The sequence below is a fragment of the Paenibacillus sp. FSL R7-0048 genome (assembly GCF_038004505.1).
GTDB classification, from domain to species: domain Bacteria; phylum Bacillota; class Bacilli; order Paenibacillales; family Paenibacillaceae; genus Paenibacillus_AQ; species Paenibacillus_AQ odorifer.
Window position 1 is genome coordinate 136,131 of the sequence record NZ_JBBORF010000001.1, and the last position, 24,488, is coordinate 160,618.

General features: G+C 47.5%; 18 protein-coding genes, 10 tRNA genes, 3 rRNA genes and 1 other RNA gene. 31 read left to right on the plus strand and 1 reads right to left on the minus strand.

Going from position 1 to position 24,488, the window contains the following annotated elements:
- The 27 genes from ffs to NSQ91_RS00765 all read left to right on the plus strand — a co-directional run bounded on the left by ffs (position 1) and on the right by NSQ91_RS00765 (position 18,737).
- Positions 1-269: signal recognition particle sRNA large type (ffs, locus tag NSQ91_RS00635), an RNA gene on the plus strand.
- Positions 270-406: 137 nt separating this feature from the next.
- Positions 407-2,176, plus strand: coding sequence for a DNA polymerase III subunit gamma/tau (gene dnaX / locus NSQ91_RS00640; RefSeq protein WP_076130376.1), 1,770 nt, complete (start codon positions 407-409; stop codon positions 2,174-2,176).
- A 47-nt stretch (positions 2,177-2,223) separates the two neighbouring features.
- Positions 2,224-2,535, plus strand: coding sequence for a YbaB/EbfC family nucleoid-associated protein (locus tag NSQ91_RS00645; protein ID WP_036679924.1), 312 nt, complete (start codon positions 2,224-2,226; stop codon positions 2,533-2,535).
- A 38-nt stretch (positions 2,536-2,573) separates the two neighbouring features.
- Positions 2,574-3,173 carry a recombination mediator RecR gene (gene recR, locus NSQ91_RS00650; protein ID WP_036679922.1) on the plus strand — a complete coding sequence of 200 codons (600 nt, stop codon included), beginning with the start codon at positions 2,574-2,576 and terminating at the stop codon, positions 3,171-3,173.
- Positions 3,174-3,310: 137 nt separating this feature from the next.
- On the plus strand, positions 3,311-3,562 hold the full coding sequence (locus tag NSQ91_RS00655) for a DUF2508 family protein (protein ID WP_076130375.1): 252 nt from the start codon (positions 3,311-3,313) through the stop codon (positions 3,560-3,562).
- A 42-nt stretch (positions 3,563-3,604) separates the two neighbouring features.
- Positions 3,605-3,862, plus strand: coding sequence for a pro-sigmaK processing inhibitor BofA family protein (locus NSQ91_RS00660; RefSeq protein ID WP_370510561.1), 258 nt, complete (start codon positions 3,605-3,607; stop codon positions 3,860-3,862).
- Between the two features lie 301 nt (positions 3,863-4,163).
- A 16S ribosomal RNA gene (locus tag NSQ91_RS00665) occupies positions 4,164-5,721 on the plus strand.
- 124 nt (positions 5,722-5,845) lie between these two features.
- A 5S ribosomal RNA gene (gene rrf, locus NSQ91_RS00670) occupies positions 5,846-5,962 on the plus strand.
- A 46-nt stretch (positions 5,963-6,008) separates the two neighbouring features.
- Positions 6,009-6,085: transfer RNA gene (locus NSQ91_RS00675), tRNA-Ile, on the plus strand.
- A 24-nt stretch (positions 6,086-6,109) separates the two neighbouring features.
- Positions 6,110-6,185, plus strand: a tRNA-Ala gene (locus NSQ91_RS00680).
- A 138-nt stretch (positions 6,186-6,323) separates the two neighbouring features.
- Positions 6,324-9,250, plus strand: a 23S ribosomal RNA gene (locus tag NSQ91_RS00685).
- Together the 16S, 23S and 5S rRNA genes with 10 tRNA genes alongside form the textbook arrangement of a ribosomal RNA operon.
- A gap of 82 nt (positions 9,251-9,332) precedes the next feature.
- A tRNA-Ser gene (locus NSQ91_RS00690) sits at positions 9,333-9,424 on the plus strand.
- Between the two features lie 30 nt (positions 9,425-9,454).
- Positions 9,455-9,531 (plus strand) — tRNA-Met (locus NSQ91_RS00695).
- Between the two features lie 8 nt (positions 9,532-9,539).
- A tRNA-Val gene (locus NSQ91_RS00700) sits at positions 9,540-9,615 on the plus strand.
- 32 nt (positions 9,616-9,647) lie between these two features.
- Positions 9,648-9,723, plus strand: a tRNA-Thr gene (locus NSQ91_RS00705).
- A 14-nt stretch (positions 9,724-9,737) separates the two neighbouring features.
- Positions 9,738-9,815 (plus strand) — tRNA-Asp (locus NSQ91_RS00710).
- 62 nt (positions 9,816-9,877) lie between these two features.
- Positions 9,878-9,950, plus strand: a tRNA-Phe gene (locus tag NSQ91_RS00715).
- A gap of 8 nt (positions 9,951-9,958) precedes the next feature.
- Positions 9,959-10,044: transfer RNA gene (locus NSQ91_RS00720), tRNA-Tyr, on the plus strand.
- A gap of 5 nt (positions 10,045-10,049) precedes the next feature.
- A tRNA-Lys gene (locus NSQ91_RS00725) sits at positions 10,050-10,122 on the plus strand.
- Positions 10,123-10,271: 149 nt separating this feature from the next.
- Positions 10,272-11,366 carry a PucR family transcriptional regulator gene (locus tag NSQ91_RS00730; protein ID WP_076126824.1) on the plus strand — a complete coding sequence of 365 codons (1,095 nt, stop codon included), beginning with the start codon at positions 10,272-10,274 and terminating at the stop codon, positions 11,364-11,366.
- Positions 11,367-11,477: 111 nt separating this feature from the next.
- The gene (locus NSQ91_RS00735) at positions 11,478-12,599 is read left to right on the plus strand and encodes an ABC transporter ATP-binding protein (RefSeq protein WP_076126826.1); all 1,122 of its coding nucleotides are present in this window, start codon (positions 11,478-11,480) and stop codon (positions 12,597-12,599) included.
- Positions 12,600-12,809: 210 nt separating this feature from the next.
- A complete protein-coding gene (gene hprK, locus NSQ91_RS00740) occupies positions 12,810-13,748 on the plus strand; it encodes an HPr(Ser) kinase/phosphatase (RefSeq protein ID WP_036687047.1) in 939 nt (312 codons plus the stop codon).
- Between the two features lie 12 nt (positions 13,749-13,760).
- A complete protein-coding gene (gene lgt / locus NSQ91_RS00745) occupies positions 13,761-14,792 on the plus strand; it encodes a prolipoprotein diacylglyceryl transferase (RefSeq protein WP_076126827.1) in 1,032 nt (343 codons plus the stop codon).
- Between the two features lie 5 nt (positions 14,793-14,797).
- Positions 14,798-15,454: a pyrophosphatase PpaX gene (gene ppaX, locus NSQ91_RS00750; RefSeq protein ID WP_340916102.1), complete on the plus strand. Its 657-nt coding sequence runs from the start codon at positions 14,798-14,800 to the stop codon at positions 15,452-15,454.
- Positions 15,451-15,960 carry an acyltransferase gene (locus NSQ91_RS00755; RefSeq protein ID WP_179088253.1) on the plus strand — a complete coding sequence of 170 codons (510 nt, stop codon included), beginning with the start codon at positions 15,451-15,453 and terminating at the stop codon, positions 15,958-15,960. Before ppaX ends, NSQ91_RS00755 begins: the two co-directional genes overlap by 4 nt.
- A gap of 299 nt (positions 15,961-16,259) precedes the next feature.
- Complete coding sequence (locus tag NSQ91_RS00760) at positions 16,260-17,468, plus strand: acyltransferase (RefSeq protein WP_340916107.1); 1,209 nt, start codon at positions 16,260-16,262, stop codon at positions 17,466-17,468.
- Positions 17,469-17,579: 111 nt separating this feature from the next.
- Complete coding sequence (locus NSQ91_RS00765; RefSeq protein ID WP_076305434.1) at positions 17,580-18,737, plus strand: acyltransferase; 1,158 nt, start codon at positions 17,580-17,582, stop codon at positions 18,735-18,737.
- 70 nt (positions 18,738-18,807) lie between these two features.
- On the opposite strand, the gene gntK is transcribed toward NSQ91_RS00765, so the two are convergent.
- The gene (gntK, locus tag NSQ91_RS00770) at positions 18,808-20,337 is read right to left on the minus strand and encodes a gluconokinase (RefSeq protein WP_076192674.1); all 1,530 of its coding nucleotides are present in this window, start codon (positions 20,335-20,337) and stop codon (positions 18,808-18,810) included.
- A gap of 280 nt (positions 20,338-20,617) precedes the next feature.
- Here gntK and NSQ91_RS00775 point away from each other — a divergent pair, with 280 nt between their 5' ends.
- From NSQ91_RS00775 to hisB, 4 genes are all read left to right on the plus strand, one after another.
- Positions 20,618-21,835, plus strand: a complete 1,218-nt coding sequence (locus NSQ91_RS00775) for an ATP phosphoribosyltransferase regulatory subunit (protein ID WP_036687060.1) — start codon at positions 20,618-20,620, stop codon at positions 21,833-21,835.
- A 69-nt stretch (positions 21,836-21,904) separates the two neighbouring features.
- Positions 21,905-22,543, plus strand: a complete 639-nt coding sequence (hisG, locus tag NSQ91_RS00780) for an ATP phosphoribosyltransferase (RefSeq protein WP_036687062.1) — start codon at positions 21,905-21,907, stop codon at positions 22,541-22,543.
- Positions 22,544-22,581: 38 nt separating this feature from the next.
- Positions 22,582-23,892, plus strand: a complete 1,311-nt coding sequence (hisD, locus tag NSQ91_RS00785; RefSeq protein ID WP_076126836.1) for a histidinol dehydrogenase — start codon at positions 22,582-22,584, stop codon at positions 23,890-23,892.
- A complete protein-coding gene (gene hisB / locus NSQ91_RS00790; RefSeq protein ID WP_036687073.1) occupies positions 23,879-24,487 on the plus strand; it encodes an imidazoleglycerol-phosphate dehydratase HisB in 609 nt (202 codons plus the stop codon). Before hisD ends, hisB begins: the two co-directional genes overlap by 14 nt.
- The last annotated feature ends 1 nt before the right edge of the window (position 24,488 follow it).

Sequence of the window (24,488 nt, forward strand, 5' to 3'; positions counted from 1 at the left end):
CCGTGCTAGACGGGGAGGTAGCGGTGCCCTGTAACTCGCAATCCGCTGTAGCGAGGTTGAATTCCTGTTAGAGGTGCTATCGATGTGAGGCCTTGGTTCCTACGGGCTGTGTTGACAGTTGGGTCCTCCGCAATGAGTGCTTATGAACCTGGTCAGGTCCGGAAGGAAGCAGCCATAAGTAAGATTACTCTTGTGCCGGAGGGTGGCCTAACTCGAGCAGTCATGTAGGGTTGCCGCTTGGATCGTAGCCATCAATAACAGGTGCACGGTTTATAATTCTGTTTATCATAGCATCTTTGCCACAAGCAAAGATGCTTTTTGTTTTTGGTCAATAGCCGATGAATATAGTATAATAAATTTGCGACAAATGCCGGGAAAGCGGCAGCTTAAGAGAGGGTAATGCATAGTGGAACATATCGCGCTGTACCGTGCTTGGCGGCCGCAGTCGTTTCAAGACATGGTTGGACAACAGCACATTATCCAAACGCTGCAGAACGCAATTCGTGAACAGCGGGTTTCGCATGCCTATCTGTTCAGCGGTCCGCGGGGAACTGGTAAGACAAGTGCTGCTAAAGTCTTAGCTAAAGCGGTTAACTGTGAACGTGGGCCAGGTCCGGAACCTTGTAACGAATGTCCATCCTGCCTGCGAATCGCTGCGGGTAATGTAATGGATGTACAGGAAATAGATGCGGCATCAAACCGGGGCGTAGAGGAGATTCGTGATCTGCGTGAGAAGGTGAAGTATGCACCTACCGAGGTGCGCCGTAAAGTGTATATCATTGATGAAGTGCATATGCTGACGACAGAAGCTTTTAATGCTCTATTAAAGACTTTGGAGGAACCGCCGTCACATGCGATGTTTATTCTTGCGACAACGGAACCTCACAAATTGCCGGCGACAATAATTTCCCGTTGTCAGCGTTTTGACTTCCGTAGAGTGGCGTTAGAAGAACAGACCGCCCATCTGACTGCTATTTGTGAGAAGGAAGGGATTACAGCGGATAACAACGCATTGCAGTATATTGCCCGTCTATCTGATGGTGGTATGCGTGATGCATTGAGCTTGCTGGATCAGATTTCATCCTTTACAGATGGTAATGTTACGTACGAGCAAGTGTTAGGAATGACAGGGGGAATTCCCTCCGAGCAATTTGCACGTCTTGCCACTGCCATATTAGAAGGTGATATGGGTCTTCTTCTGGAGCTCGTTGAGCAGCTTATGCATGAAGGTAAAAGTGCAGATAAATGCCTAGAGAATCTCATGTATTATTTCCGTGATTTATTGATGATTAAGATGGTACCCGAGGCCGATCAATTAACAGAGCGGGTGCTGAATCCTGCTGAATTTAAAGATATGGCCACCGCATTTTCTCGGGAGCGTCTATTTCAGATTGTAGATACAATCAATAAATACCTAGGTGAAATGAAATACGCAACACATCCTCAGACACTGTTTGAAGTGGCGCTGATGAAGCTTTGCAGCTTGCAGCAAGAGGTAAGTCAGAGCGCCGCATTTGCTCCGTTAGGTGAAACAAATGCCGGAGTAAGCGCGAATCATTCGAGCGTTGACTCTGGTGAACTGGATCTTCTCAAAAGACAGATCGCAGCACTGGAGAAGAAGCTGGAACAGGCAATGCAATCCGGTGGTATTTCCGGAGGAGGGCGTGATGGTGCTCCTGCACCGAAATCGCACGCGGTTCCAACACCGCGGGTTTCTTCAGCCTCCAAAATGCCTCCTAACGTAGATAAGTTTATTGCTGGTAAGGATAGTCCCGATTTTGCAGCTATCTATAAACAGTGGAGCCTTGTTCTGCAGGGAGTAAAAGAGGAAAAGGTAACGGTTCATGCATGGTTTGTAGACGGTGAGCCAGTATCGATTATGGAGGATGCGGTGCTTGTTGCATTCAAGAACACGATTCACCGCGATACTACTGAGAAGCCGGCAAACAGACAGGTTATTGAGAGTGTGCTTGCAGCGCGTCTAGGCAAACCTTATAGACTTGTAACCATGATGCTTCGTGACTGGAATGAAGCTGCCCAGAAGTCTGTGGGACAGACTGGCAAAGAAGAACTGCAATTGGAGCATGAACACGATACTGCAGAAGCTAAACTTGAACCTTGGATTGATGAGGCTATCCAGCTTTTTGGAGAAGACCTTGTTGTCATAAAAGAGTAATATAAACATACTAGCGCTAATTGCGCATTCCAAAGGAGAGACGATGTATGAATAATATGAACCAAATGATGAAGCAAGTTAAGAAAATGCAGGAGCAAATGCTTAAAGCTCAAGAGGAACTCGGAGGCAAGGTTATTGAGGGTTCATCAGGTGGCGGCGTAGTTACTGTTCAAGTAAACGGCCACAAAAAATTGCTGTCTATTCAAATTAAACCGGAAGCCGTTGATCCGGAAGATGTTGAAATGCTGCAAGATCTTGTAATCACTGCTGTAAATGATGCATTGACTCAAGCTGAAGAGCTTGCTAACAATGACATGGGTAAATTCACTGGTGGAATGAAGATCCCAGGCTTGTTCTAATAGCCCACTCCACTTCAGTCTAAAGGAGAATTATTAATTTGTATTATCCCGAACCGCTAGCTAAGCTGATCGATGCTTTTACGCGTTTGCCCGGGATTGGACCGAAGACAGCCGCCCGGTTAGCTTTTCATGTGCTTAACATGAAAGAGGATGAAGTCATTGATTTTGCAAAAGCGCTAGTAAGCGTCAAACGCAATCTTCACTATTGCTCGGTCTGCTGTAATATTACGGATACGGACCCATGTAAGATATGTCAGGACAAAACTAGAGATCCTTCAGTGATATGTGTGATTCAAGACTCTAAGGATTTGGTGGCTATAGAACGAACCAAGGAGTTTAATGGATATTACCATGTTCTTCAGGGTGCTATTTCACCTATGGAGGGTATCGGCCCTGATGATATTCGCCTGAAAGAATTATTGACCCGTCTGAGTGATGAGAGAGTAAGTGAGCTTATAATGGCGACTAACCCCAACATTGAGGGAGAAGCAACGGCGATGTACATTTCTCGTCTTGTTCGGCCGTTTGAGATTAAAATCACCAGGATAGCTCATGGCTTGCCTGTAGGTGGCGATCTTGAATACGCTGATGAAGTTACTTTGTCCAAAGCGTTGGAAGGCCGTCGCGAGCTATTCTAGCAGCTCTATAGTGGTATTTTTCAAAAAGGAAGCCCTCGGGTTTCCTTTTTTTTGTTCTAAGTTTGTCCCTATCCCGATATGAATGAGAATAACGAGATGTGTATTTTGCATCAGAATTATTCTGAGGAGGAATTGAAATGGGATGGTGGAGAGAGCTGTGGTGGGGAGTGGATAAGGAACAAGGCGCAAAGGAAAGTGAGGGATGGGAAACCCTCTTAGAGGTCCGTAAGGCGCATTCAGAGTGGGAGAGGGCGTACCTGATGTTCGACGAGGCGTTGGGACAGGATCAGATAGATTACGCGATATATATTTTGGAGGCTGCAGAACGTAAATATCAGATACATCTCAAACATGCAAAAAGCTTGGGGTTGAACAGCAGTCAAATATAAGGGCTTATAAATAAATGTATAAGGGGGATCTACATGCTTAGAATGATAGCTATGGGCGTATTGATATTATCCGTTATCTTATTAGGTTTAGTTGTATTTAGAAAAAAGCTGGGTTTTGGGTGGCTAAGTTTATTTGGGGTTCATTTGGTATTGGCTGCACTCGGGATATATGTAGTGAACTTCTCAGGTTTGCTCACGCAGGTGTATATCCCTTTGAACCCTGCAACTATAGGCGCAGTAACGGTTCTTGGGCTTCCTGGCGTGGTTATGTTACTCGGATTAAGAATAATTTTATTTTAATGCTTGACGTGGCTTTGAAAAATATGATACATTAAGTCTCGCCCGTTTGGACAAGCTGTTGATTAACAACTTGCTGAAATGGTCAAGCAAAAAAAGAAATTAAAAAAATGCTTGACGAAAACAAAGGCGCTGTGATATATTATAAAGGTCGCTGCTGACAAGCGACGACGACGAAAGATGAGACATTGATCTTTGAAAACTGAACAACGAGTGAGTGGGAAATCACGTAAGTGAAATCCAAATTAGAGAATTAATTTTCTCGTCAGATGTTTCAAAATGAGCATATCGCTCTTTTCAATACTAATTGGAGAGTTTGATCCTGGCTCAGGACGAACGCTGGCGGCGTGCCTAATACATGCAAGTCGAGCGGAGTTATTTTGAAAGCTTGCTTTCAAAATAACTTAGCGGCGGACGGGTGAGTAACACGTAGGCAACCTGCCCTTCAGACTGGGATAACTACCGGAAACGGTAGCTAATACCGGATAATTTCTTTTTTCTCCTGAGAGAAGAATGAAAGACGGAGCAATCTGTCACTGAGGGATGGGCCTGCGGCGCATTAGCTAGTTGGTGGGGTAACGGCCCACCAAGGCGACGATGCGTAGCCGACCTGAGAGGGTGAACGGCCACACTGGGACTGAGACACGGCCCAGACTCCTACGGGAGGCAGCAGTAGGGAATCTTCCGCAATGGGCGAAAGCCTGACGGAGCAACGCCGCGTGAGTGATGAAGGTTTTCGGATCGTAAAGCTCTGTTGCCAGGGAAGAACGTCCGGTAGAGTAACTGCTACCGGAGTGACGGTACCTGAGAAGAAAGCCCCGGCTAACTACGTGCCAGCAGCCGCGGTAATACGTAGGGGGCAAGCGTTGTCCGGAATTATTGGGCGTAAAGCGCGCGCAGGCGGCTATTTAAGTCTGGTGTTTAAACCTTGGGCTCAACCTGAGGTCGCACTGGAAACTGGGTGGCTTGAGTACAGAAGAGGAAAGTGGAATTCCACGTGTAGCGGTGAAATGCGTAGATATGTGGAGGAACACCAGTGGCGAAGGCGACTTTCTGGGCTGTAACTGACGCTGAGGCGCGAAAGCGTGGGGAGCAAACAGGATTAGATACCCTGGTAGTCCACGCCGTAAACGATGAGTGCTAGGTGTTAGGGGTTTCGATACCCTTGGTGCCGAAGTTAACACAGTAAGCACTCCGCCTGGGGAGTACGGTCGCAAGACTGAAACTCAAAGGAATTGACGGGGACCCGCACAAGCAGTGGAGTATGTGGTTTAATTCGAAGCAACGCGAAGAACCTTACCAGGTCTTGACATCCCTCTGAATCTGCTAGAGATAGCAGCGGCCTTCGGGACAGAGGAGACAGGTGGTGCATGGTTGTCGTCAGCTCGTGTCGTGAGATGTTGGGTTAAGTCCCGCAACGAGCGCAACCCTTAACTTTAGTTGCCAGCAGGTAATGCTGGGCACTCTAGAGTGACTGCCGGTGACAAACCGGAGGAAGGTGGGGATGACGTCAAATCATCATGCCCCTTATGACCTGGGCTACACACGTACTACAATGGCCGGTACAACGGGAAGCGAAGCCGCGAGGTGGAGCCAATCCCATCAAAGCCGGTCTCAGTTCGGATTGCAGGCTGCAACTCGCCTGCATGAAGTCGGAATTGCTAGTAATCGCGGATCAGCATGCCGCGGTGAATACGTTCCCGGGTCTTGTACACACCGCCCGTCACACCACGAGAGTTTACAACACCCGAAGTCGGTGGGGTAACCCGCAAGGGAGCCAGCCGCCGAAGGTGGGGTAGATGATTGGGGTGAAGTCGTAACAAGGTAGCCGTATCGGAAGGTGCGGCTGGATCACCTCCTTTCTATGGAGAATCGTTCTCTGCAATGAGAACATTCAAATCGGAAGCTAAGCTTCCACGATAGAACCCTCGGGTTCGAACACTCACTCGTGTTCAGTTTTGAAAGAGCAAGTCTCTTTCGTATGCGTTTGGTGGCGATAGCGGAGGGGTTCCACACGTACCCATCCCGAACACGACCGTTAAGCCCTCCAGCGCCGATGGTACTTGGACCGAAGGGTCCTGGGAGAGTAGGACGTTGCCAAGCGGACAACCAATTCATTGGTTGATTCACAATGTTATATATGTTATATGGGCTTTTAGCTCAGTTGGTTAGAGCGCACCTCTGATAAGGGTGAGGTCGGTGGTTCGAGTCCACCAAGGCCCACCATATAACATTATAGAGTAATTTTATGGGGCCATAGCTCAGCTGGGAGAGCGCCTGCCTTGCAAGCAGGAGGTCAGCGGTTCGATCCCGCTTGGCTCCACCATAAATTTTAAATGAATAACTTTTTCAACTTGATCCTTGAAAACTGGATACCGAAACGAATTTGCGTTTTAGAACATCTTTTAGCAACTTGTGTAAACAAGTAAATGTTATTAGTGAGATTTTTCTTCGGAAGAATCAAGGTTAAGCTAATAAGAGCACACGGAGGATGCCTAGGCGCCAGGAGCCGACGAAGGACGTGGCGAACAACGAAACTGCCTCGGGGAGCTGTAAGCAAGCTTTGATCCGGGGGTGTCCGAATGGGGAAACCCAGCTGTGGTAATTCGCAGTTACTCATTTCTGAATACATAGGAAATGTAGAGGCAGACCAGGGGAACTGAAACATCTAAGTACCCTGAGGAAGAGAAAACAATAGTGATTCCGTCAGTAGCGGCGAGCGAACGCGGAACAGCCTAAACCTAAGAGCTTGCTCTTAGGGGTTGTGGGACGTCTCACATGGAGTTACAAAGGAATATGGTAGGTGAAGAGGTCTGGAAAGGCCCGCGATAGAGGTAAAAGCCCTGTAACCTAAACTGTATTCTCTCCGAGACGGATCCCGAGTAGTGCGGGGCACGTGAAACCCCGTATGAATCCAGCAGGACCATCTGCTAAGGCTAAATACTACCTGGCGACCGATAGTGAAACAGTACCGTGAGGGAAAGGTGAAAAGCACCCCGGAAGGGGAGTGAAATAGAACCTGAAACCGTGTGCTTACAAAAAGTCAGAGCCCGATCTATGGGTGATGGCGTGCCTTTTGTAGAATGAACCGGCGAGTTACGTTTAACATGCAAGGTTAAGCCGAGAAGGTGGAGCCGCAGCGAAAGCGAGTCTGAATAGGGCGACTTAGTATGTGGACGTAGACCCGAAACCGTGTGATCTACCCCTGTCCAGGGTGAAGGTGCGGTAACACGCACTGGAGGCCCGAACCCACGTACGTTGAAAAGTGCGGGGATGAGGTGGGGGTAGCGGAGAAATTCCAATCGAACTCGGAGATAGCTGGTTCTCCCCGAAATAGCTTTAGGGCTAGCCTCGGTATAAGAGTAGTGGAGGTAGAGCACTGATTGGGTGCGGGGTCCGCAAGGATTACCAAGCTCAGTCAAACTCCGAATGCCATATACTTATTGCCGGGAGTCAGACAGTGAGTGCTAAGATCCATTGTCAAAAGGGAAACAGCCCAGACCATCAGCTAAGGTCCCCAAGTGTGTGTTAAGTGGGAAAGGATGTGGAGTTGCACAGACAACCAGGATGTTGGCTTAGAAGCAGCCACCATTGAAAGAGTGCGTAATAGCTCACTGGTCGAGTGACTCTGCGCCGAAAATGTAACGGGGCTAAACACACCACCGAAGCTATGGCTAGATACGTATGTATCTGGGGTAGGGGAGCGTTGTGTAGGGGTTGAAGGTGTACTGAAAAGAGCGCTGGACACTACACAAGTGAGAATGCCGGTATGAGTAACGAAAAGATCAGTGAGAATCTGATCCGCCGAAAGCCCAAGGTTTCCTGAGGAAGGCTCGTCCGCTCAGGGTAAGTCGGGACCTAAGGCGAGGCCGAAAGGCGTAGTCGAAGGACAACAGTTTGAAATTACTGTACCACCGTAATCCGCTATGAGCGATGGGGTGACGCAGGAGGGTAGTGACGCGGACTGATGGATGTCCGTCTAAGCAGTGAGGCTGATGTGTAGGCAAATCCGCACATCATTAAGGCTGGGCTGTGATGGGGAGCGAAAATTATAGTAGCGAAGGTCATGATCTCACACTGCCAAGAAAAGCCTCTAGCCAGGAGAAGGTGCCCGTACCGCAAACCGACACAGGTAGGCGAGAAGAGAATTCTAAGGCGCGCGGAAGAACTCTCGTTAAGGAACTCGGCAAAATGACCCCGTAACTTCGGGAGAAGGGGTGCCCCGGTAGTGTGAATAGCACGAGGGGGCCGCAGTGAAAAGGCCCAAGCGACTGTTTAGCAAAAACACAGGTCTGTGCGAAGCCGCAAGGCGAAGTATACGGGCTGACGCCTGCCCGGTGCTGGAAGGTTAAGGGGAGTGGTTAGGGGTAACCCGAAGCTATGAACCGAAGCCCCAGTAAACGGCGGCCGTAACTATAACGGTCCTAAGGTAGCGAAATTCCTTGTCAGGTAAATTCTGACCCGCACGAATGGCGTAACGACTTGGGCGCTGTCTCAACGAGAGATCCGGTGAAATTTTAATACCTGTGAAGATGCAGGTTACCCGCGACAAGACGGAAAGACCCCATGGAGCTTTACTGCAGCTTGATATTGAATTTGGGTACGATCTGTACAGGATAGGTGGGAGCCGTAGAAATCGGAGCGCAAGCTTCGGTGGAGGCGCCGTTGGGATACCACCCTGATCGTATCTAGGTTCTAACCTAGTGCCCTTACCGGGTACGGGGACCGTGTCAGGCGGGCAGTTTGACTGGGGCGGTCGCCTCCTAAAGAGTAACGGAGGCGTTCCAAGGTTCCCTCAGAATGGTTGGAAATCATTCGCAGAGTGCAAAGGCATAAGGGAGCTTGACTGCGAGACCTACAAGTCGAGCAGGGACGAAAGTCGGACTTAGTGATCCGGTGGTACCGCATGGAAGGGCCATCGCTCAACGGATAAAAGCTACCCTGGGGATAACAGGCTTATCTCCCCCAAGAGTCCACATCGACGGGGAGGTTTGGCACCTCGATGTCGGCTCATCGCATCCTGGGGCTGAAGTAGGTCCCAAGGGTTGGGCTGTTCGCCCATTAAAGCGGTACGCGAGCTGGGTTCAGAACGTCGTGAGACAGTTCGGTCCCTATCTGTCGTGGGCGCAGGAAATTTGAGAGGAGCTGTCCTTAGTACGAGAGGACCGGGATGGACGTACCGCTGGTGCACCAGTTGTTCCGCCAGGAGCATGGCTGGGTAGCTACGTACGGACGGGATAAGCGCTGAAAGCATCTAAGCGTGAAGCCCCCCTCAAGATGAGATTTCCCAATTAGTAAGACCCCTTGAAGACGACGAGGTAGATAGGTTGGAGGTGGAAGTGCAGCAATGCATGGAGCTGACCAATACTAATCGGTCGAGGGCTTATCCTATACTTAAAATGCAGATTTGTTTCGGATTCAGTTTTCAGGGAGTCAAATTCCTGTTTGGATTGCTGTGGTACTGATATCGTTTGGAGAGATACCCAAGTGGCTATAAGGGGACCCTCTGCTAAGGGGTTAGACTGCGTAAGCGGTGCGTGGGTTCGAATCCCACTCTCTCCGCCATTTTCAATCCATAGCAATACTAATTATTGTGGCGGTGTAGCTCAGCTGGCTAGAGCGTACGGTTCATACCCGTGAGGTCGGGGGTTCGATCCCCTTCGCCGCTACCATAATACCTGGAGGCTTAGCTCAGCTGGGAGAGCATCTGCCTTACAAGCAGAGGGTCGGGGGTTCGATCCCCTCAGCCTCCACCATTTTCATCTTTTTAGAATTGCTTTTACACCGTGCCGGTGTAGCTCAACTGGTAGAGCAACTGACTTGTAATCAGTAGGTTGGGGGTTCAAGTCCTCTCGCCGGCACCATTTTTAATTAATGCGGAACCGTGGTGTAGTTGGCCTAACATGCCTGCCTGTCACGCAGGAGACCGCGGGTTCGAATCCCGTCGGTTCCGCCATTTTTTCCACAAAATGAGTGGGAAGTGTAAGACTTTTCCGCTTAATTGTCATGTAATCTTATGGCTCGGTAGCTCAGTCGGTAGAGCAGAGGACTGAAAATCCTCGTGTCGGCGGTTCGATTCCGTCCCGAGCCACCTTTTTTGGGGGATTAGCGAAGTGGCCAAACGCATCAGACTGTAAATCTGCTCACGTACGTGTTCGGTGGTTCGAATCCATCATCCCCCACCATTTATGAGCCATTAGCTCAGTTGGTAGAGCACCTGACTTTTAATCAGGGTGTCGAAGGTTCGAGTCCTTCATGGCTCATCCCAAACAGAAAGTCATCACCTTAGGGTGGTGGCTTTTTTTGTGTTTTTATGTCGTATTATAGTAGCGCGCTGCTGTAGTGATTAACATAATATTAGAGAATATGCTAAAATAGGCGAAAAGAGCAAAAGTGGTGGAGTATGGTGACTATGGATAGCGAAACATTGCGAAAAAAGTTAGAGCAGCTCACCGGAAAGAAAACCGGAATCAAGCAGTTAGGGAGGCAACATTCAGCTTCTCTTTTTAGCCTGGGATTGGAAGCACAAGAACAGCCGGTAATCCATGAAGGTCATCTTTGGGCACCATTATATGAGACTGATGGACGTGTAACCGCTGTCTGGGTGGAATTGGATGGACTTAACTCTTTGGAAATTCAATTAGTGAATTATGCAGTTCGAAACTTTGCAATTGCACTAAAAGCTACTGGGGTTAGAGAAGAAGGGGAAGCGGAGGCTCGGCAGCTGGGAACCTGGTTGAACACCGAACTGGAGCAAGAGAAAAATGACTCTGAGATACCCGATGAGATGGCTCTAAAGGGACGTTTATTCGGAGATATGGTTCCATTCCTACTTAGCAGTGAGAATGCACATAGCCCGCAGATCACTTATCGTTCCTTAATGAAGCTGTTGCGCAGCTATTTTGAGAATGAAATTCTGCTTATACCTCTTCAAGAAAAAGAATGGTTAATATTGGCCCGGAAGGAACTACTCACGGGCGGGGATGATAAGGATGAGGAAGAAGAGAGTGTAGATGAAATTCTGGCTCAGACCAGCATGGGCTTGCACGAACTGATAGCCAGCGAATGGGTAGGTGTATTCCATTTGGCTGTAGCTCCGGCTATCGTTCCTGTTAAGGGATTGACGGGATCCGTGGCCTTGCTGAGGGAGACTATTGTACTCGGACGAATTTTCCAAGTGGGTGAATATATTCATTTACCTTGGGAGCTGCATTTGGAACGTCTGGTTAACAGCATTCCTGATGCACGGCGTAAACAGTTACTTGGACAGATTGGCGACTATTCTACCGTACTATCGGATAAAGAGATGCTGATGACCCTGGAGACGTTTTTTGAGATGGATTGTAATGTAAGTGAAACAGCCAAGAAGCTATATATTCATCGCAACACGCTTTTATACCGTCTGGACAAGATAAAACAGGAGACGGGTGCCGATGTGCGTAGCTTTGGGGACGCTGCTATTGTGAAGCTTACTATGCTTTTGTATAAAGTGACGAAAAGGAAATAGGTTTTTTGTGAACGTTACAAATAGCCACCGTGTCCCGTCTAGGGTAATATAAATGTACAAGGAAAAAAGAATTTTTCAATTAATCAATAATTAACTCGAGGGGGAAATACAATGGCAGGCGTACGTTTAGAGCATATTTTCAAAAAATACCCGGGTTCAGATAAAGCAACAGTAATGGATATCAATCTTGATATTAAAGATAAGGAATTTCTAGTATTGGTTGGACCATCCGGTTGCGGTAAATCCACAACTTTGCGTATGATCGCTGGTCTGGAAGAAATCTCCGAAGGTAAAATGTACATTGGCGATCGTGTAGTCAACGACGTTGCACCTAAAGACCGCGATATCGCGATGGTATTCCAATCCTACGCCCTGTATCCGCATATGAGCGTATACCAAAACATGGCTTTCGGTTTGAAACTTCGTAAAGTGAAGAAAGATGAAATCGACAAGAAAGTACGTGAAGCTGCTAGAATTCTCGATATCGAGCATTTGCTAGATCGTAAACCAAAAGCACTTTCCGGTGGTCAACGCCAACGTGTCGCTTTGGGACGCGCTATCGTACGTGATCCACAAGTCTTCTTGATGGATGAGCCTCTTTCCAACTTGGATGCTAAACTTCGTGGTCAAATGCGCGCTGAAATCACTAAACTGGTTAAACGCCTTGAAACCACTTGTATCTACGTAACGCATGACCAAACAGAAGCTATGACAATGGGTGACCGTATCGTAGTTATGTATGATGGTATCATTCAACAAGCTGCTTCCCCTGAAGAGTTGTACAATGAACCAACTAACCTGTTCGTAGCTGGATTTATCGGATCCCCTACAATGAACTTTATCAATGGTACTTTGTCCGAAGCAAACGGTTCTATCCGTTTCCGCGCTGAGAACCTTGATGTTGAAGTACCAGGCGGAAAAGCTCAAATCATCCGCAGCAAAGGCTACATTGGCAAAGAAGTAATTATGGGCGTTCGTCCAGAAGATATCCATGAAGAGCCAGTATTCTTGGAAGCTTCCCCGAACACAATCTTTACTTCATTGGTTGATGTAACTGAAAACCTTGGTCACGAAATGCTCCTTTACTTGAGCGGCCTTGGTAAATCTACTGTAATCGCTCGTGTAGATGGACGTTCCACTACTCGCGAAGGCAGCAAGCCAAAATTGGCTATCGATATGAACAAAGTTCACTTCTTCGATAAAGAATCCGAAGTTAACATTCTGTTGGGATAAGATCGCAGGATCTTTTCTCTCTTGATAAAGCCACCCGAAAGGGTGGCTTTATTGTTTAATTAGGGTCGTAATGGATAGGCGTTAAGATTGCATTCACAAGCGTTATCAATTAAGATAGCAGGAGAATTACCTCCGGAATTGTAATGAGATCGCTGTCAACCGGACGCAGTAAGCGGACATATACCGCAGGTGACGAAAGGACGAATTTACATGGCTAAGAAAGTAAAAGTATCTGAATTGGTACAACATTTTCAATTAGAGGTTATTTCCGGCCAGGAAGGTCTAAAACGACCTATTACGGTCGATGACCTGAATCGCCCTGGACTAGAGATTGCTGGTTATTTCGAATATTATCCGGAAGAACGTGTTCAACTATTAGGTAAGACAGAACTCGCATTCTTCTCCATGCTGCCTGAAGCTGAACGTAAAAGTAGGCTTCGTGGAATCTGTAATGACAATACCCCTTGTATCGTAATTACCCGTAGTTTGGATGTGCCACAGGAGTTAATTGATATAAGTAATGAAAAGGGACTTCCTGTGCTTCGTAGCTCGATGGCTACGACTATTTTCTCCAGCCGTTTGACGAGCTTCTTAGAAGGGAGATTAGCCCCTACAGCAACGATTCATGGTGTACTCTGTGATGTATATGGTGTAGGTATGCTGATTACTGGTAGTAGTGGTATTGGTAAGAGTGAGACAGCCCTTGAACTTGTAAAACGTGGACATAGACTGATCGCTGATGATGCCGTGGAAATCCGCCAGACTTCAGATAACCAGCTGCATGGTACAGCCCCTGAGTTGATCCGTCACTTGTTGGAAATTCGCGGAGTAGGTATCATTAACGTAATGACACTTTTTGGTGCGGGTGCTATCCGTAATCATAAACGGATTACACTTGTCGTTAGATTAGAGGCTTGGCAGCAAGACAAGCAGTATGACCGGCTTGGACTTGATGAGGAAACAACGCGGATTATTGATACCGATGTTCCACTTGTAACCATTCCTGTACGTCCAGGACGTAACCTTGCCGTTATTATTGAGGTTGCTGCGATGAACTATCGCCTGAAGCAAATGGGCTTTAATGCAGCCCTGCAGTTTACGAATAAGTTAACTGCGACCATATCTGAGGATATGGACGATCTCGATTAGGAGTGTGAGACAATGTTCCCATTAGCAATAGATCCTATTGTATTCTCAATTGGATCACTACCTGTACACTGGTACGGGTTAATACTAGGGGTCGGTGCACTCGCGGGATTATTTCTTGCGATCCGCGAGGGCAAACGGTTCGGAATCCCGCAAGAATTCTTTATGGATATGCTGCTACTGGGTGTACCCTCGGCAATTATAGGGGCACGGATTTATTTTGTAGCTTTTAAATGGGACGATTATAAGCATAATCTGATAGACGTCTTTAAGATCTGGAATGGCGGCATCGCCATTTACGGCGCATTAATAGGAGCGATTATTTGCGGAATTATTTATTTCCGTTATAAGGGTTACCCTTTCTGGCGTATTGTTGATATTTGTGCACCTGGACTACTGGCGGGTCAAATGATTGGCCGCTGGGGAAACTTTGTCAACCAAGAGGCATACGGCAGCGTAGTTGAGGAATCTTTTTTACGGGATAAACTGCATTTACCTGACTTCATCGTTAATCAAATGTACATAGGAGATGCTTTTCATCATCCGACCTTCCTGTATGAATCTCTTTGGAGCTTACTAGGGATTGCGTTATTGATGGTTCTCCGTCGTCAGAAGTTTGTACGTGCTGGAGAAATCTTTATGTCTTACTTTATATGGTATTCCATCGGTCGGTTCTTCATCGAGGCTGTGCGTACTGACAGTTTAGCTTTTAACGGAAGTGCAGGACTGGCTTCGTTTATAAACGGCTTATGGAGTCCGATGGAATGGTTAGGTTTTGAACAAGGATATCTGGATCCTGCCTATGGTAATATTCGTATTTCTCAGCTGCTTTCTCTACTGATTATTGTGGCAGCTATATTGCTGATCGTTATTCGCAGAGTAACCGGAGAGCCTAAAGCACATTATTCTGACCCTATCGTATGTACTAAACCGATCCAAGCAGATACTGTAGTGCCAGAAAGCGCAGTAAATACACCGCAGAAAACTCGTCAAGGAACACAACCTGAGCAAGGACAGCCAGCGGATGGAGATAAGAAGGAGCAGTAAAACTTATGATAGAATGCGTTCTTTTTGATCTGGATGGAACGATTGTCGATACGAATGAGCTAATCATTAGTTCATTTATGTACGCGCTGAAGGACAATGGTCTGGCTCCACTGACCAGAGAAGAGATAATTCCGCATATGGGAACAACCCTTCAGCAACAGATGAGAGTATTCTCTGGACTAGAGGATGTAAATGGTACGTTAGAAAAGTCCTATCGTTTTTATAATAATGAGCATCATGATGAGTTAGTGCGTTCCTTTCCGCTTGTAAAGGAGACCATTGAGGAGCTCTCGCGTCGTGGGATCAAACTTGGGATTGTAACTACTAAGATCCGTCCAACAACGATCAAGACCCTGGAAAGGTTCGATTTGCTTAAGTACATGGATACGATTGTGACTGTGAACGATGTTACTGAACCAAAGCCACATCCGGAGCCCGTACTGACAGCGGTCCACAACCTTGGTGTTGATCCTCGCAAAACCTTAATGATAGGTGACAGTGCAGTTGATATTCAATCAGCCAAAGCTGCCGGTGTATACGCTGCTGGAGTATCTTGGTCTTTGAAGGGCGAGGATACGCTCCGCAAGTATGATCCGGACTTTATCATCCATAACATGAAGGATATTATAGAAATTATGGAGCGAGGAACGAATGAATCGTGAGAAACGTAACCCGTTATCCAGTAGAAGGTCATAACTCACTTTGGTATATTTACCGTACGGTCAGCCCTTGGAAGGGTGTCCGCAACTTTATTTTTATTCAGATTGCCCGCTATTGTCCGATTCTACCGTTAAAGAATTGGATCTATCGACGGATGCTGGGGATGAAGGTTGGTAAACACACGGCTTTTGGTCTTATGGCAATGGTGGATGTGTTTTTTCCGGAGAAAATAACGGTAGGTGAGAATTCTATTATTGGTTATAACACGACGATTCTGGCGCATGAGTATCTGATCAAGGAATATCGCCTGGGCGAAGTGGTGATCGGTGAAAATGTATTGATCGGCGCGAATACAACGATTCTTCCCGGTGTAACCATTGGAGATTGGGCAGTTATAGCTGCTGGCTCCGTGGTGCACAAAAATGTGGCGGCTGGCTCTTTTGTCGGAGGCAATCCATTGCGAGAGCTGCACCCCTCTTCAACGGAAGAACATGCGGAACAAGTGTAAACGATGCTTTTTTAACCCTGCAGTTACATATTGCGTTTTTTTAGCGCAGGTTCTGCAGGGTTTCTTGCGTCTTAGAGAAGATTATTAAGGAAACTTTAAGTTCTTCTTAAGTTTTTAGAACAGATACATTCGATATAATTAGCGTTAGTGATAAGGATAAGGCGAATCCCACGCTAGGCATTCAGCTTCAAATATCAGAATGTAAAATCAGCAGGTGCAGGCTTCCTGGTATTTTCAGTTTCCACATTCCGCTTAGCGTCTCTATGAACAACCATCATAGTAGAGAAGAGGAATATAATATGAACACTGCGAGACAGGAAAGGCTGCCCCAGCTGGATATTTTCAGAGCATTAGCGATCTTAGGCGTATTGCATGTGCATTCCTCATCTTTTGCCGCTGGAGAGCAGGCACTGCATTCCCCTTATTATTACTGGCTGAACTGGATCAACATTTTCTTTAAATTCGGTACGCCCTCATTTATTTTTCTGAGCAGCTTTGTATTGTTTTATATTTATTATGGGCGTCCTGTGACACGCAGCTTGATTATTAATTTCTACCGTCGTCGATTAAAGTATATTTTATTACCTTATCTGCTAGCCTCTATGGGCTATTACGCACTAACCTTATATGTGAACGGACGATTGACCCAGAACCTCGGTGGCAACCTGTACAGCTTTATTAGAGCGTTATTCTCAGGTTCCGCATATGCGCATTTGTATTTTGTATTTATCAGCATTCAGTTTTATTTGCTTTTTCCAGTACTGCTTAAGCTACTCCAGAGTTCCCGCTTTTTAATTAAATGGGCGGTTCCGCTCGGATTGGCACTTCAGTGGGGGTTTATTTTCTGGAATAAATACGAACTGCACATTGTTGAAAAAGGGAGCCTCGCGATCTCTTATCTGGCTTATTATATGATGGGTGCTTATATCGCAATTCACTTTGAGAAGGTGAAGACTTGGCTGATGAAGCCATGGAGAGAGCTAACTGCCAGGCAAAAAGGATGGACTGCCCTGTTAGTGAGCGGGTGGTTAATTGCAGCCTTTATCCATGTGCAGCTATGGTATGTGGCCCGCCATTTTGGGGTGTGGACGGATTCGCTGTGGTACGAGCTATTATGGAATGTCCATACGATGTTATCAGCATTGGTTCTGTTGTATGCTACATTCCTGATCTATCGTAAGGCCTCTCGCGGGATTGTTGCTTTTTTAACACGTTTGGGTGAACTCTCATTTGCGATATATTTGATTCATCCGCTATTGCTGGCGGTATATCGCAGGTTCCGATATCAGATTCCCCTAGAGTCGCTAACATATGTTTTGTTCATCTACGGAGGGCTTGTGGTCGCACTGGGAGGGAGCTGGCTTATTGTGCAGTTTGCTTTCCGGCGAGTTCCGGGTTCATGGATTATTTTTGGAAGCGTGCCTCGCTCTTTGGAATCCAGTCCGCAGGAAAAGTCAGGTTATATCCCTGAGGAACGGGCAAAGGGGTTCGTGCAGCAGGAGAAATAGCGTTAGAAGAAGGTCTGATACACGCACACGCTTAAACGTGGGGAAGTAGCCTTCATAATATTTGATTAAAAAGGCATCATTTCGATGCGGAGCTTAACAGGAGGAAAGATTATGAGACAAAAAGAAAGAATTCCGCAGCTGGATATTTTTCGGGCGATTGCTATTTTTGCAGTGCTGGCTATTCATGCTACTTCACGAACGTTGGCGGAGACACTAGGTACAAACATGTTTCATCCGTTCTTATTTATTAATAAATTCAGCCAGTTCGCCGTACCTTCATTCATATTTTTGAGTGGGTTCGTGCTCTTCTATAACTATATTGACCGTCCGCTGGGTGGTAAAACGCTAGGAAAGTTCTACACTAGAAGGCTGCTTTATATTATTGTGCCTTATGTAGTATTTTCACTGCTGTATTTTGCGTTAAAAATGAATGCCGGGAATACTTGGGGCTTACCTCCGGGGGAGATGGCTTCTAAGCTATGGAAGTATTTATGGACAGGAACGGCATATACGCATCTGTATTATATTATTATCATTATTCAGTTTTACGTGTTATTTCCGCTCATTTTGTGGTGTTTGCAAAAGGTTCGTCATCTGGCGGCTTGGGCGCCACTGATCGGGTTATTACTACAGTGGGGTTTTGTGCTGCTGAATAAATACATGACCAATCACGGGTATTGGCAGTTATCCAAGGGGAGTCTGGCGATCACTTACTTCTCGTATTTCCTGCTTGGTGCTGGGATTGCAGTGTATTACTCTTCTTTGAAAAAATGGTTAGTGCCTTCACGTGAAGGCTGGCGCGCCGGTAAAGGTCCGGTTTGGATTACTTTGTGGTTGTTATGGATTGTAGCAGGGGTTGTTCATGTTGAGCTATGGTTTAACAATTACACGAAAAAAACTGTCATCAACAGCTTATGGTATGAGGGTTTCTCTAATTTACATGCGCTGCTCTCTTGTGTGGTGCTGTTGCAAATCTCCTTCTTGCTCTATGGGGCGGGTCGTAGCTTGCTGACAAGACTTTTGGTATCCGTGGGAGCATGCTCCTTCGGAATTTATCTATTGCACCCTATGCTGCTGTATTTCTATAGAAAATTACCGTTTCACGGGGGTTCTCTTGCGTACATCGCAGCGATTGCAGGAGGATGGCTTGTTGCGCTGCTGGTTTCATGGCTGGCAGTGGCTCTCGTCTTCCGGTATGTGCCTGCGTCTTGGATTATTTTCGGATCAGGCGCACCAAAGAAAGCAAAAACAGGTTCCATAAGCGCATAGTCTACTGCTAGGTAATAAAAAAGCGCCGGTCTCCCGTATATGCGGGTTGACCGGCGCTTTTATTTTTTGTCTATTCTCCAGCTTGTTCCCGCTGAAACTCCGCAATAGCTTGATACTGGCTTTCCAGACTACGGTAGACGGAAATATAAATCGGCAGCAGCTGCTTGTACACTTTGGTATGTTCATCAATCGGATCATGCTGGTAAGTTGAACCGATCATGTCGAATACAACATCGAAGGAGTCCACGCGGCCCGTTGCGTAAAGACCAAGCACTACTGCTCCGAGGCAGGAGCTTTCAATACTCTCCGGAATGATGACCTCTTGATCAAAAATATCAGACATCATCTGCCGCCAGACTGAGGAACGGGCGAAGCCGCCTGTAGCCAGAATTTTGCTAGGACGCCCGATTTGCTCTTCCATAGCCAGCAGAACCATATACATATTGAAGATTACGCCTTCTAGTACCGAGCGAATCATATGCTCCTTATGGTGATTCATAGAAAGGCCGAAGAAGGAGCCACGAGCATCAGGATTCCACAGCGGTGCCCGTTCACCAGTTAAGTAAGGATGGAATAGAAGACCACCGCTACCTGCCGGAACTTGTTCCGCGATGCGCGTTAGAACCTCGTAAGGGTCAATGCCAAGACGTTTGGCGGTTTCGACTTCAGAAGCAGCGAACTCATCCCGTACCCAGCGGAACAGCATACCACCGTTATTAACGGGCCCTCCGATCACCCAATGTTTTGGGGTTAAGTTATAACAGAAGGTCCGTCCTTTAGGGTCGGTAAGCGGGTGATCCACTACGGTGCGAATCGCTCCGCTTGTTCCAATCGTTGCGGCCACTACACCGGGTTTAATCGCGCCTACGCCAAGGTTGGACAAGACGCCATCACTGGCTCCTACGACAAAAGGTGTCGTCGGGAGCAGTAATAGCTCCTCTGCTAGACCGGGAAGCAGGCCTTGCATGATCTCTGTGGTGGGAACAAGCCGTGAGAGTTGATCTGGTGAAATATGGGCTATCTCCAGGGCCTCTTGATCCCACTCCAAAAGTTCAAGGTTGAGCATGCCTGTAGAAGAGGCAATGGAATGATCGATGATGTATTCGCCGAACAGCCGAGCGAATATGTATTCTTTTATAGAAATGAATTTATAGGTTTGTTGAAACAACTGAGGCTGCTCTTCCCGAAGCCACATTAGCTTGGTAATCGGTGACATAGGATGAATAGGCGTTCCTGTCCGCAAATACAACTCATGTCCGTTGAACTCGTTCTTCAGGCGAAGTGCAGATCCGGCACTACGGTTGTCAGCCCAAGTGATGCAGGCAGTAAGTGGTTTACCCAGCTGATCAATTGCAATGACACTGTGCATGGCTGAACTGAAGGAGACGAATAGGATCTTATCTGGAGTTACGGCGCTTTGCCGCATGACATTAGAGAGGGTATGAAAGACTGCACGTAGGATTTGCTCTGGGTCCTGCTCCGCTATAGAAGGGGAGGGTTGATGCAAGGGATAACCCATATTCGCTTGTGCAACTATGGCTCCATTCTCCTCGAAGAGAACTGCCTTTGTACTTGTAGTACCAATATCAACGCCAATCATATAGGATTTAGTCAAGCGTTAGCCCTTCTTTCTAGTTGAAAGTATATTTTTAGAACACCAATTACAAAATTATGAAGTACAATCGTATTAGCTCATTATAGTATTCGATAAGCGGGGAGGCAAAAATAAAGAAAATGCCAAACGCTCGACTAAGGGTTTGATTGACGAAAAAGCAGTGAACATGATACGATATTGAAAATACTTTAATTTGCTACCACTTTACCATAGTAAAGTAAACATAAACAGTATCTAATGATAACTGACGAGGTGAACAATGAAGATGTCCAAACCAAAGGGATTTGAGAAGCCGTCTGGCGTTCGGGACTATCTGCCCCGGGCCGTAACGAAATTGCGCAAAATTGAGAACGATGTACTGCATTGCATGAGTCGCTGGGGATATCAGCAAATGATGACTCCAACGTTGGAATATTACGATACAGTTGGCGTGGCTAGCTCTACGTCGGACCAGAAGCTCTATAAATTACTTAACAATCGTGGTCAGGCTTTGGTGCTTCGATCAGAAATGACTGCCCCGGTTGCCCGTGTTGTTGCCTCTCTATTGAAGGATGAGCCACTGCCATTGCGTCTGTCATATCACGCGAATGTATTCCGTGCCATTGAGGAAGAAGCGGGGCGGGAAGCGGAGTTCTTCCAGACAGGTGTAGAGCTGGTAGGTGATGATTCACCTGAAGCCGATGCGGAGGTAGTTGCGCTTGCTATTTCTTCGCTGCAAGCCGCGGGTGTGAAGTCTTTTAAGATCGCTATGGGGCATGTAGGCTTTCTGAATGGGTTATTTCAAGAGGCACTTCCTGAACTGCCTGAGGCTCAAGAGGAGCTGAAAAGTCATTTGCTGGGCCGTGACTATGTTTCTTTCCGGGAGACTTTACGGCGGCTGGATCTTACAGAAGCGCAGAAGAACGAACTGGATGGGCTGCTGCGTCTGCGCGGAGGCAAGGAGATTTGTGGACAGGCGCTAGAGCTGAGCAATCATCCGCTCGCGCGTCATTCGATTGATCATTTGTGCAAGGTGTGGGAGGTGCTGGTCTCTTACGGCGTATCACAGCATGTACTGATTGATCTGACGATGATCGGGGACTTTTCCTATTATACAGGCATGACTTTTGAAGGTTATGCAGCGGAGTTAGGATTTCCGGTATGCAGTGGTGGTAGATACGACAATCTGCTGCAACAGTTTGGGCGTCCGATCCCATCCACAGGATTTTCCTTAAAAACGAATCGCATCCTGGATGGTGTAACTGGAGTGGTCGAAGAGGAAGAGCTGCCTATTTTGATCCAATATGATGCGATTCGCAGAAAAGAAGGCTTGGAAGAGGCAACACGCCTGCGGTCAGAGGGTCATGCAGTCGTTACTAGACTTGCTGCAGGTCCAGAAGAGCTTGAAACGGTGAAGCGTTTGGATACGGACACGGTTGAAGCAGAGGGTGTACGGTACGGTGAGATCTATACATTCGTATCTTTTGTAAGTGAGCATGGCTGAGGATATCGTTAGTACAAAAAGCGATTAACATAAATTTTGCATGGAGATGGAAAAGGAGGCAACTTAACAATGGCACAGATATTGAAGGTGGCTATGCCAAAAGGCCGGATTTACGAAAAGGCTGCTGAGCTGTTCCGCCAGGCAGGTCTTCCGATTCCACCGGACGGTGAGGCATCACGCAAGCTTGTTATTCCGCTGCCTGAGGCAGGGATGGAGTTTATATTGGCGAAACCAGTAGATGTACCTACATATGTAGAATATGGCGTGGCGGATATTGGTATCGTGGGCAAGGATGTTTTGCTGGAGGAAGATCGTGATGTATACGAGCTGCTTGATCTTGGCATTGCCCGCTGCCGGATGTCGATCATCGGATTGCCGAACTGGCAGCCGGGAATTCAGCAGCGTGTAGCGACGAAATATCCGAATGTAGCTTCAAGGTATTTTAGGGAGCAGGGGCAACAGGTCGAGGTAGTGAAGCTAAATGGATCCATCGAGCTTGCACCACTGATTGGTCTGGCCGATCGTATTGTGGATATGGTAGAGACCGGGCAAACGCTGCGGGACAACGGATTAATCGAAATGAAGAGTATATTCGAAATTACAAGCCGCCTGGTGGCAAATCGTGTGAGCTATCGGATGAAAAATGAAGAGATACAGCAACTGTGTGACCGACTACAGGCAGTTATAGGGCAACCTAATTTGCGGTAGGCGGCAACAGATGTTAGGGGTAAAGGGAGGAACCAGCGATGAAGGTTGTGTCGAGCAAGGACTTTAAGCTAGAGCGGGAAGTGGAGTATGGTACGCCAGAGCAAAATCAGGCGGTAAAGGAAATTGTGGCCGCCATTAAAAAAGAAGGAGACACAGCGCTTCTTCGCTATACGGAGCAATTTGACCGGGTTGCACTTACGCCGAATCAATTGCGGGTAACGCCGGAAGAGCTTCAGGCAGCATATGGCCGAGTAGAGCAATCTTTCGTATCTGCTATTCAAGCAGCTGCAGCCAATATCCGGGCGTTCCATGCCAGACAGAAACGGAATTCATGGATGGATTTGCAGCCGGATGGCACGATTCTGGGGCAGATTATTCGTCCGCTGAAGCGGGTAGGGGTATATGTACCTGGTGGCAAAGCAGCTTATCCCTCCTCGGTACTGATGAACGTGATCCCAGCACAGATCGCGGGTGTGCCGGAGATCGTCATGGTGACTCCGCCATCCACCGGCGGCAAGGAAGGGATTGACCCTTATATCCTTGTTGCTGCCGCAGAAGCAGGTGTGAATGAAATCTACCGTGTGGGCGGAGCACAGGCGGTAGCTGCTTTGGCTTTTGGTACGGAGAGCATAGCGCCGGTAGATAAAATATGTGGGCCCGGCAACATATACGTTGCGCTGGCTAAACGCGAGGTATATGGCGCCGTGGATATCGACAGTATCGCGGGTCCAAGCGAAATTGTCGTGCTGGCAGATGAGACCGCTGAGCCGGCTTATGTCGCAGCGGATCTACTTTCGCAGGCCGAGCATGACGAGATGGCCTCGGCGATTCTGGTCACGCCATCGCAGAGCCTGGCGGATAACGTGGCGGCCGAAGTGGAGCGTCAGCTGCAAGAGCTGCCGCGTCAGGCGATCGCCCGTTCTTCGGTAGAGAATTACGGCGCGATCATTGTTGTGGAATCTATGGAAGAAGGGATCTCCGTAGTGAATAGACTGGCACCAGAGCATCTGGAGATTGTTGTCGAAGATCCTATGGGCCTCGTAGGCAGCATTGAGAATGCTGGAGCCATCTTCCTGGGAGCGTATAGCTCCGAGCCCGTGGGTGATTATTTTGCCGGGCCAAATCATATTATCCCAACCAATGGGACCGCACGTTTCTCGTCACCAGTGGATGTGGATGATTTTATTAAAAAATCAAGTCTGATCTATTACAGTAAGGAAGCACTCTTGCGTGATGGGAAGACCATTATAGAGCTGGCACGTCGCGAAGGCTTAGAAGGCCACGCACGAGCCATTGAGATTCGACTCAAGAACGAAGGAAAAGGTGGAGACGGATATGGAGAACAATAACGAACAGGCCCTGCGCCAAGCTGGATTAAGCCGTAAAACAAACGAGACGGATATAAAGTTGTCTCTTAACGTAGATGGAAGTGGAGTTTCAGAGCTGGAGACGGATGTTCCTTTTCTGAATCATATGTTGGATCTGTTCACGAAGCACGGACAATTTGACCTGTCTGTACAGGCGCGTGGAGACATCGAGATTGATGACCACCACACGGTTGAAGACATTGGGATCTGCCTAGGGCAGGCACTGCACGAAGCACTGGGTGATAAAAAAGGAATCAAACGTTATGCGAGTGTTTTTGTACCGATGGATGAGGCGTTGGCGCAGGTTGTGATCGATATCAGCAATCGCCCGCACTTTGAATATCGTGCAACCTATCCTTCACAGCAGGTGGGCAGCTTTTCGACGGAGCTTGTTCAGGAGTTCCTGTGGAAGTTTGCGCTCGAAGCACGGATTACGTTACATGTTATCGTACACTACGGTTCTAACACTCATCACATGATTGAGGCTGTATTCAAAGCGCTTGGACGGGCGCTGGATGAGGCAACTTTGATTGATCCCCGTGTGAAGGGTGTGCCTTCTACGAAGGGAGTGCTGTAGG

Bases quoted from the DNA above. Each gene is read 5' to 3' on its own strand.
- hprK (WP_036687047.1), top strand. From the start codon at position 12,810: ATGGCTAAGAAAGTAAAAGTATCTGAATTGGTACAACATTTTCAATTA.
- hisG (WP_036687062.1), top strand. From the start codon at position 21,905: ATGGCACAGATATTGAAGGTGGCTATGCCAAAAGGCCGGATTTACGAA.
- ppaX (WP_340916102.1), top strand. From the start codon at position 14,798: ATGATAGAATGCGTTCTTTTTGATCTGGATGGAACGATTGTCGATACG.
- NSQ91_RS00765 (WP_076305434.1), top strand. From the start codon at position 17,580: ATGAGACAAAAAGAAAGAATTCCGCAGCTGGATATTTTTCGGGCGATT.
- NSQ91_RS00645 (WP_036679924.1), top strand. From the start codon at position 2,224: ATGAATAATATGAACCAAATGATGAAGCAAGTTAAGAAAATGCAGGAG.
- NSQ91_RS00760 (WP_340916107.1), top strand. From the start codon at position 16,260: ATGAACACTGCGAGACAGGAAAGGCTGCCCCAGCTGGATATTTTCAGA.
- hisD (WP_076126836.1), top strand. From the start codon at position 22,582: ATGAAGGTTGTGTCGAGCAAGGACTTTAAGCTAGAGCGGGAAGTGGAG.
- lgt (WP_076126827.1), top strand. From the start codon at position 13,761: ATGTTCCCATTAGCAATAGATCCTATTGTATTCTCAATTGGATCACTA.
- hisB (WP_036687073.1), top strand. From the start codon at position 23,879: ATGGAGAACAATAACGAACAGGCCCTGCGCCAAGCTGGATTAAGCCGT.
- NSQ91_RS00655 (WP_076130375.1), top strand. From the start codon at position 3,311: ATGGGATGGTGGAGAGAGCTGTGGTGGGGAGTGGATAAGGAACAAGGC.
- gntK (WP_076192674.1), bottom strand. From the start codon at position 20,337: ATGATTGGCGTTGATATTGGTACTACAAGTACAAAGGCAGTTCTCTTC.
- NSQ91_RS00775 (WP_036687060.1), top strand. From the start codon at position 20,618: ATGTCCAAACCAAAGGGATTTGAGAAGCCGTCTGGCGTTCGGGACTAT.
- NSQ91_RS00730 (WP_076126824.1), top strand. From the start codon at position 10,272: ATGGATAGCGAAACATTGCGAAAAAAGTTAGAGCAGCTCACCGGAAAG.
- NSQ91_RS00660 (WP_370510561.1), top strand. From the start codon at position 3,605: ATGATAGCTATGGGCGTATTGATATTATCCGTTATCTTATTAGGTTTA.
- NSQ91_RS00735 (WP_076126826.1), top strand. From the start codon at position 11,478: ATGGCAGGCGTACGTTTAGAGCATATTTTCAAAAAATACCCGGGTTCA.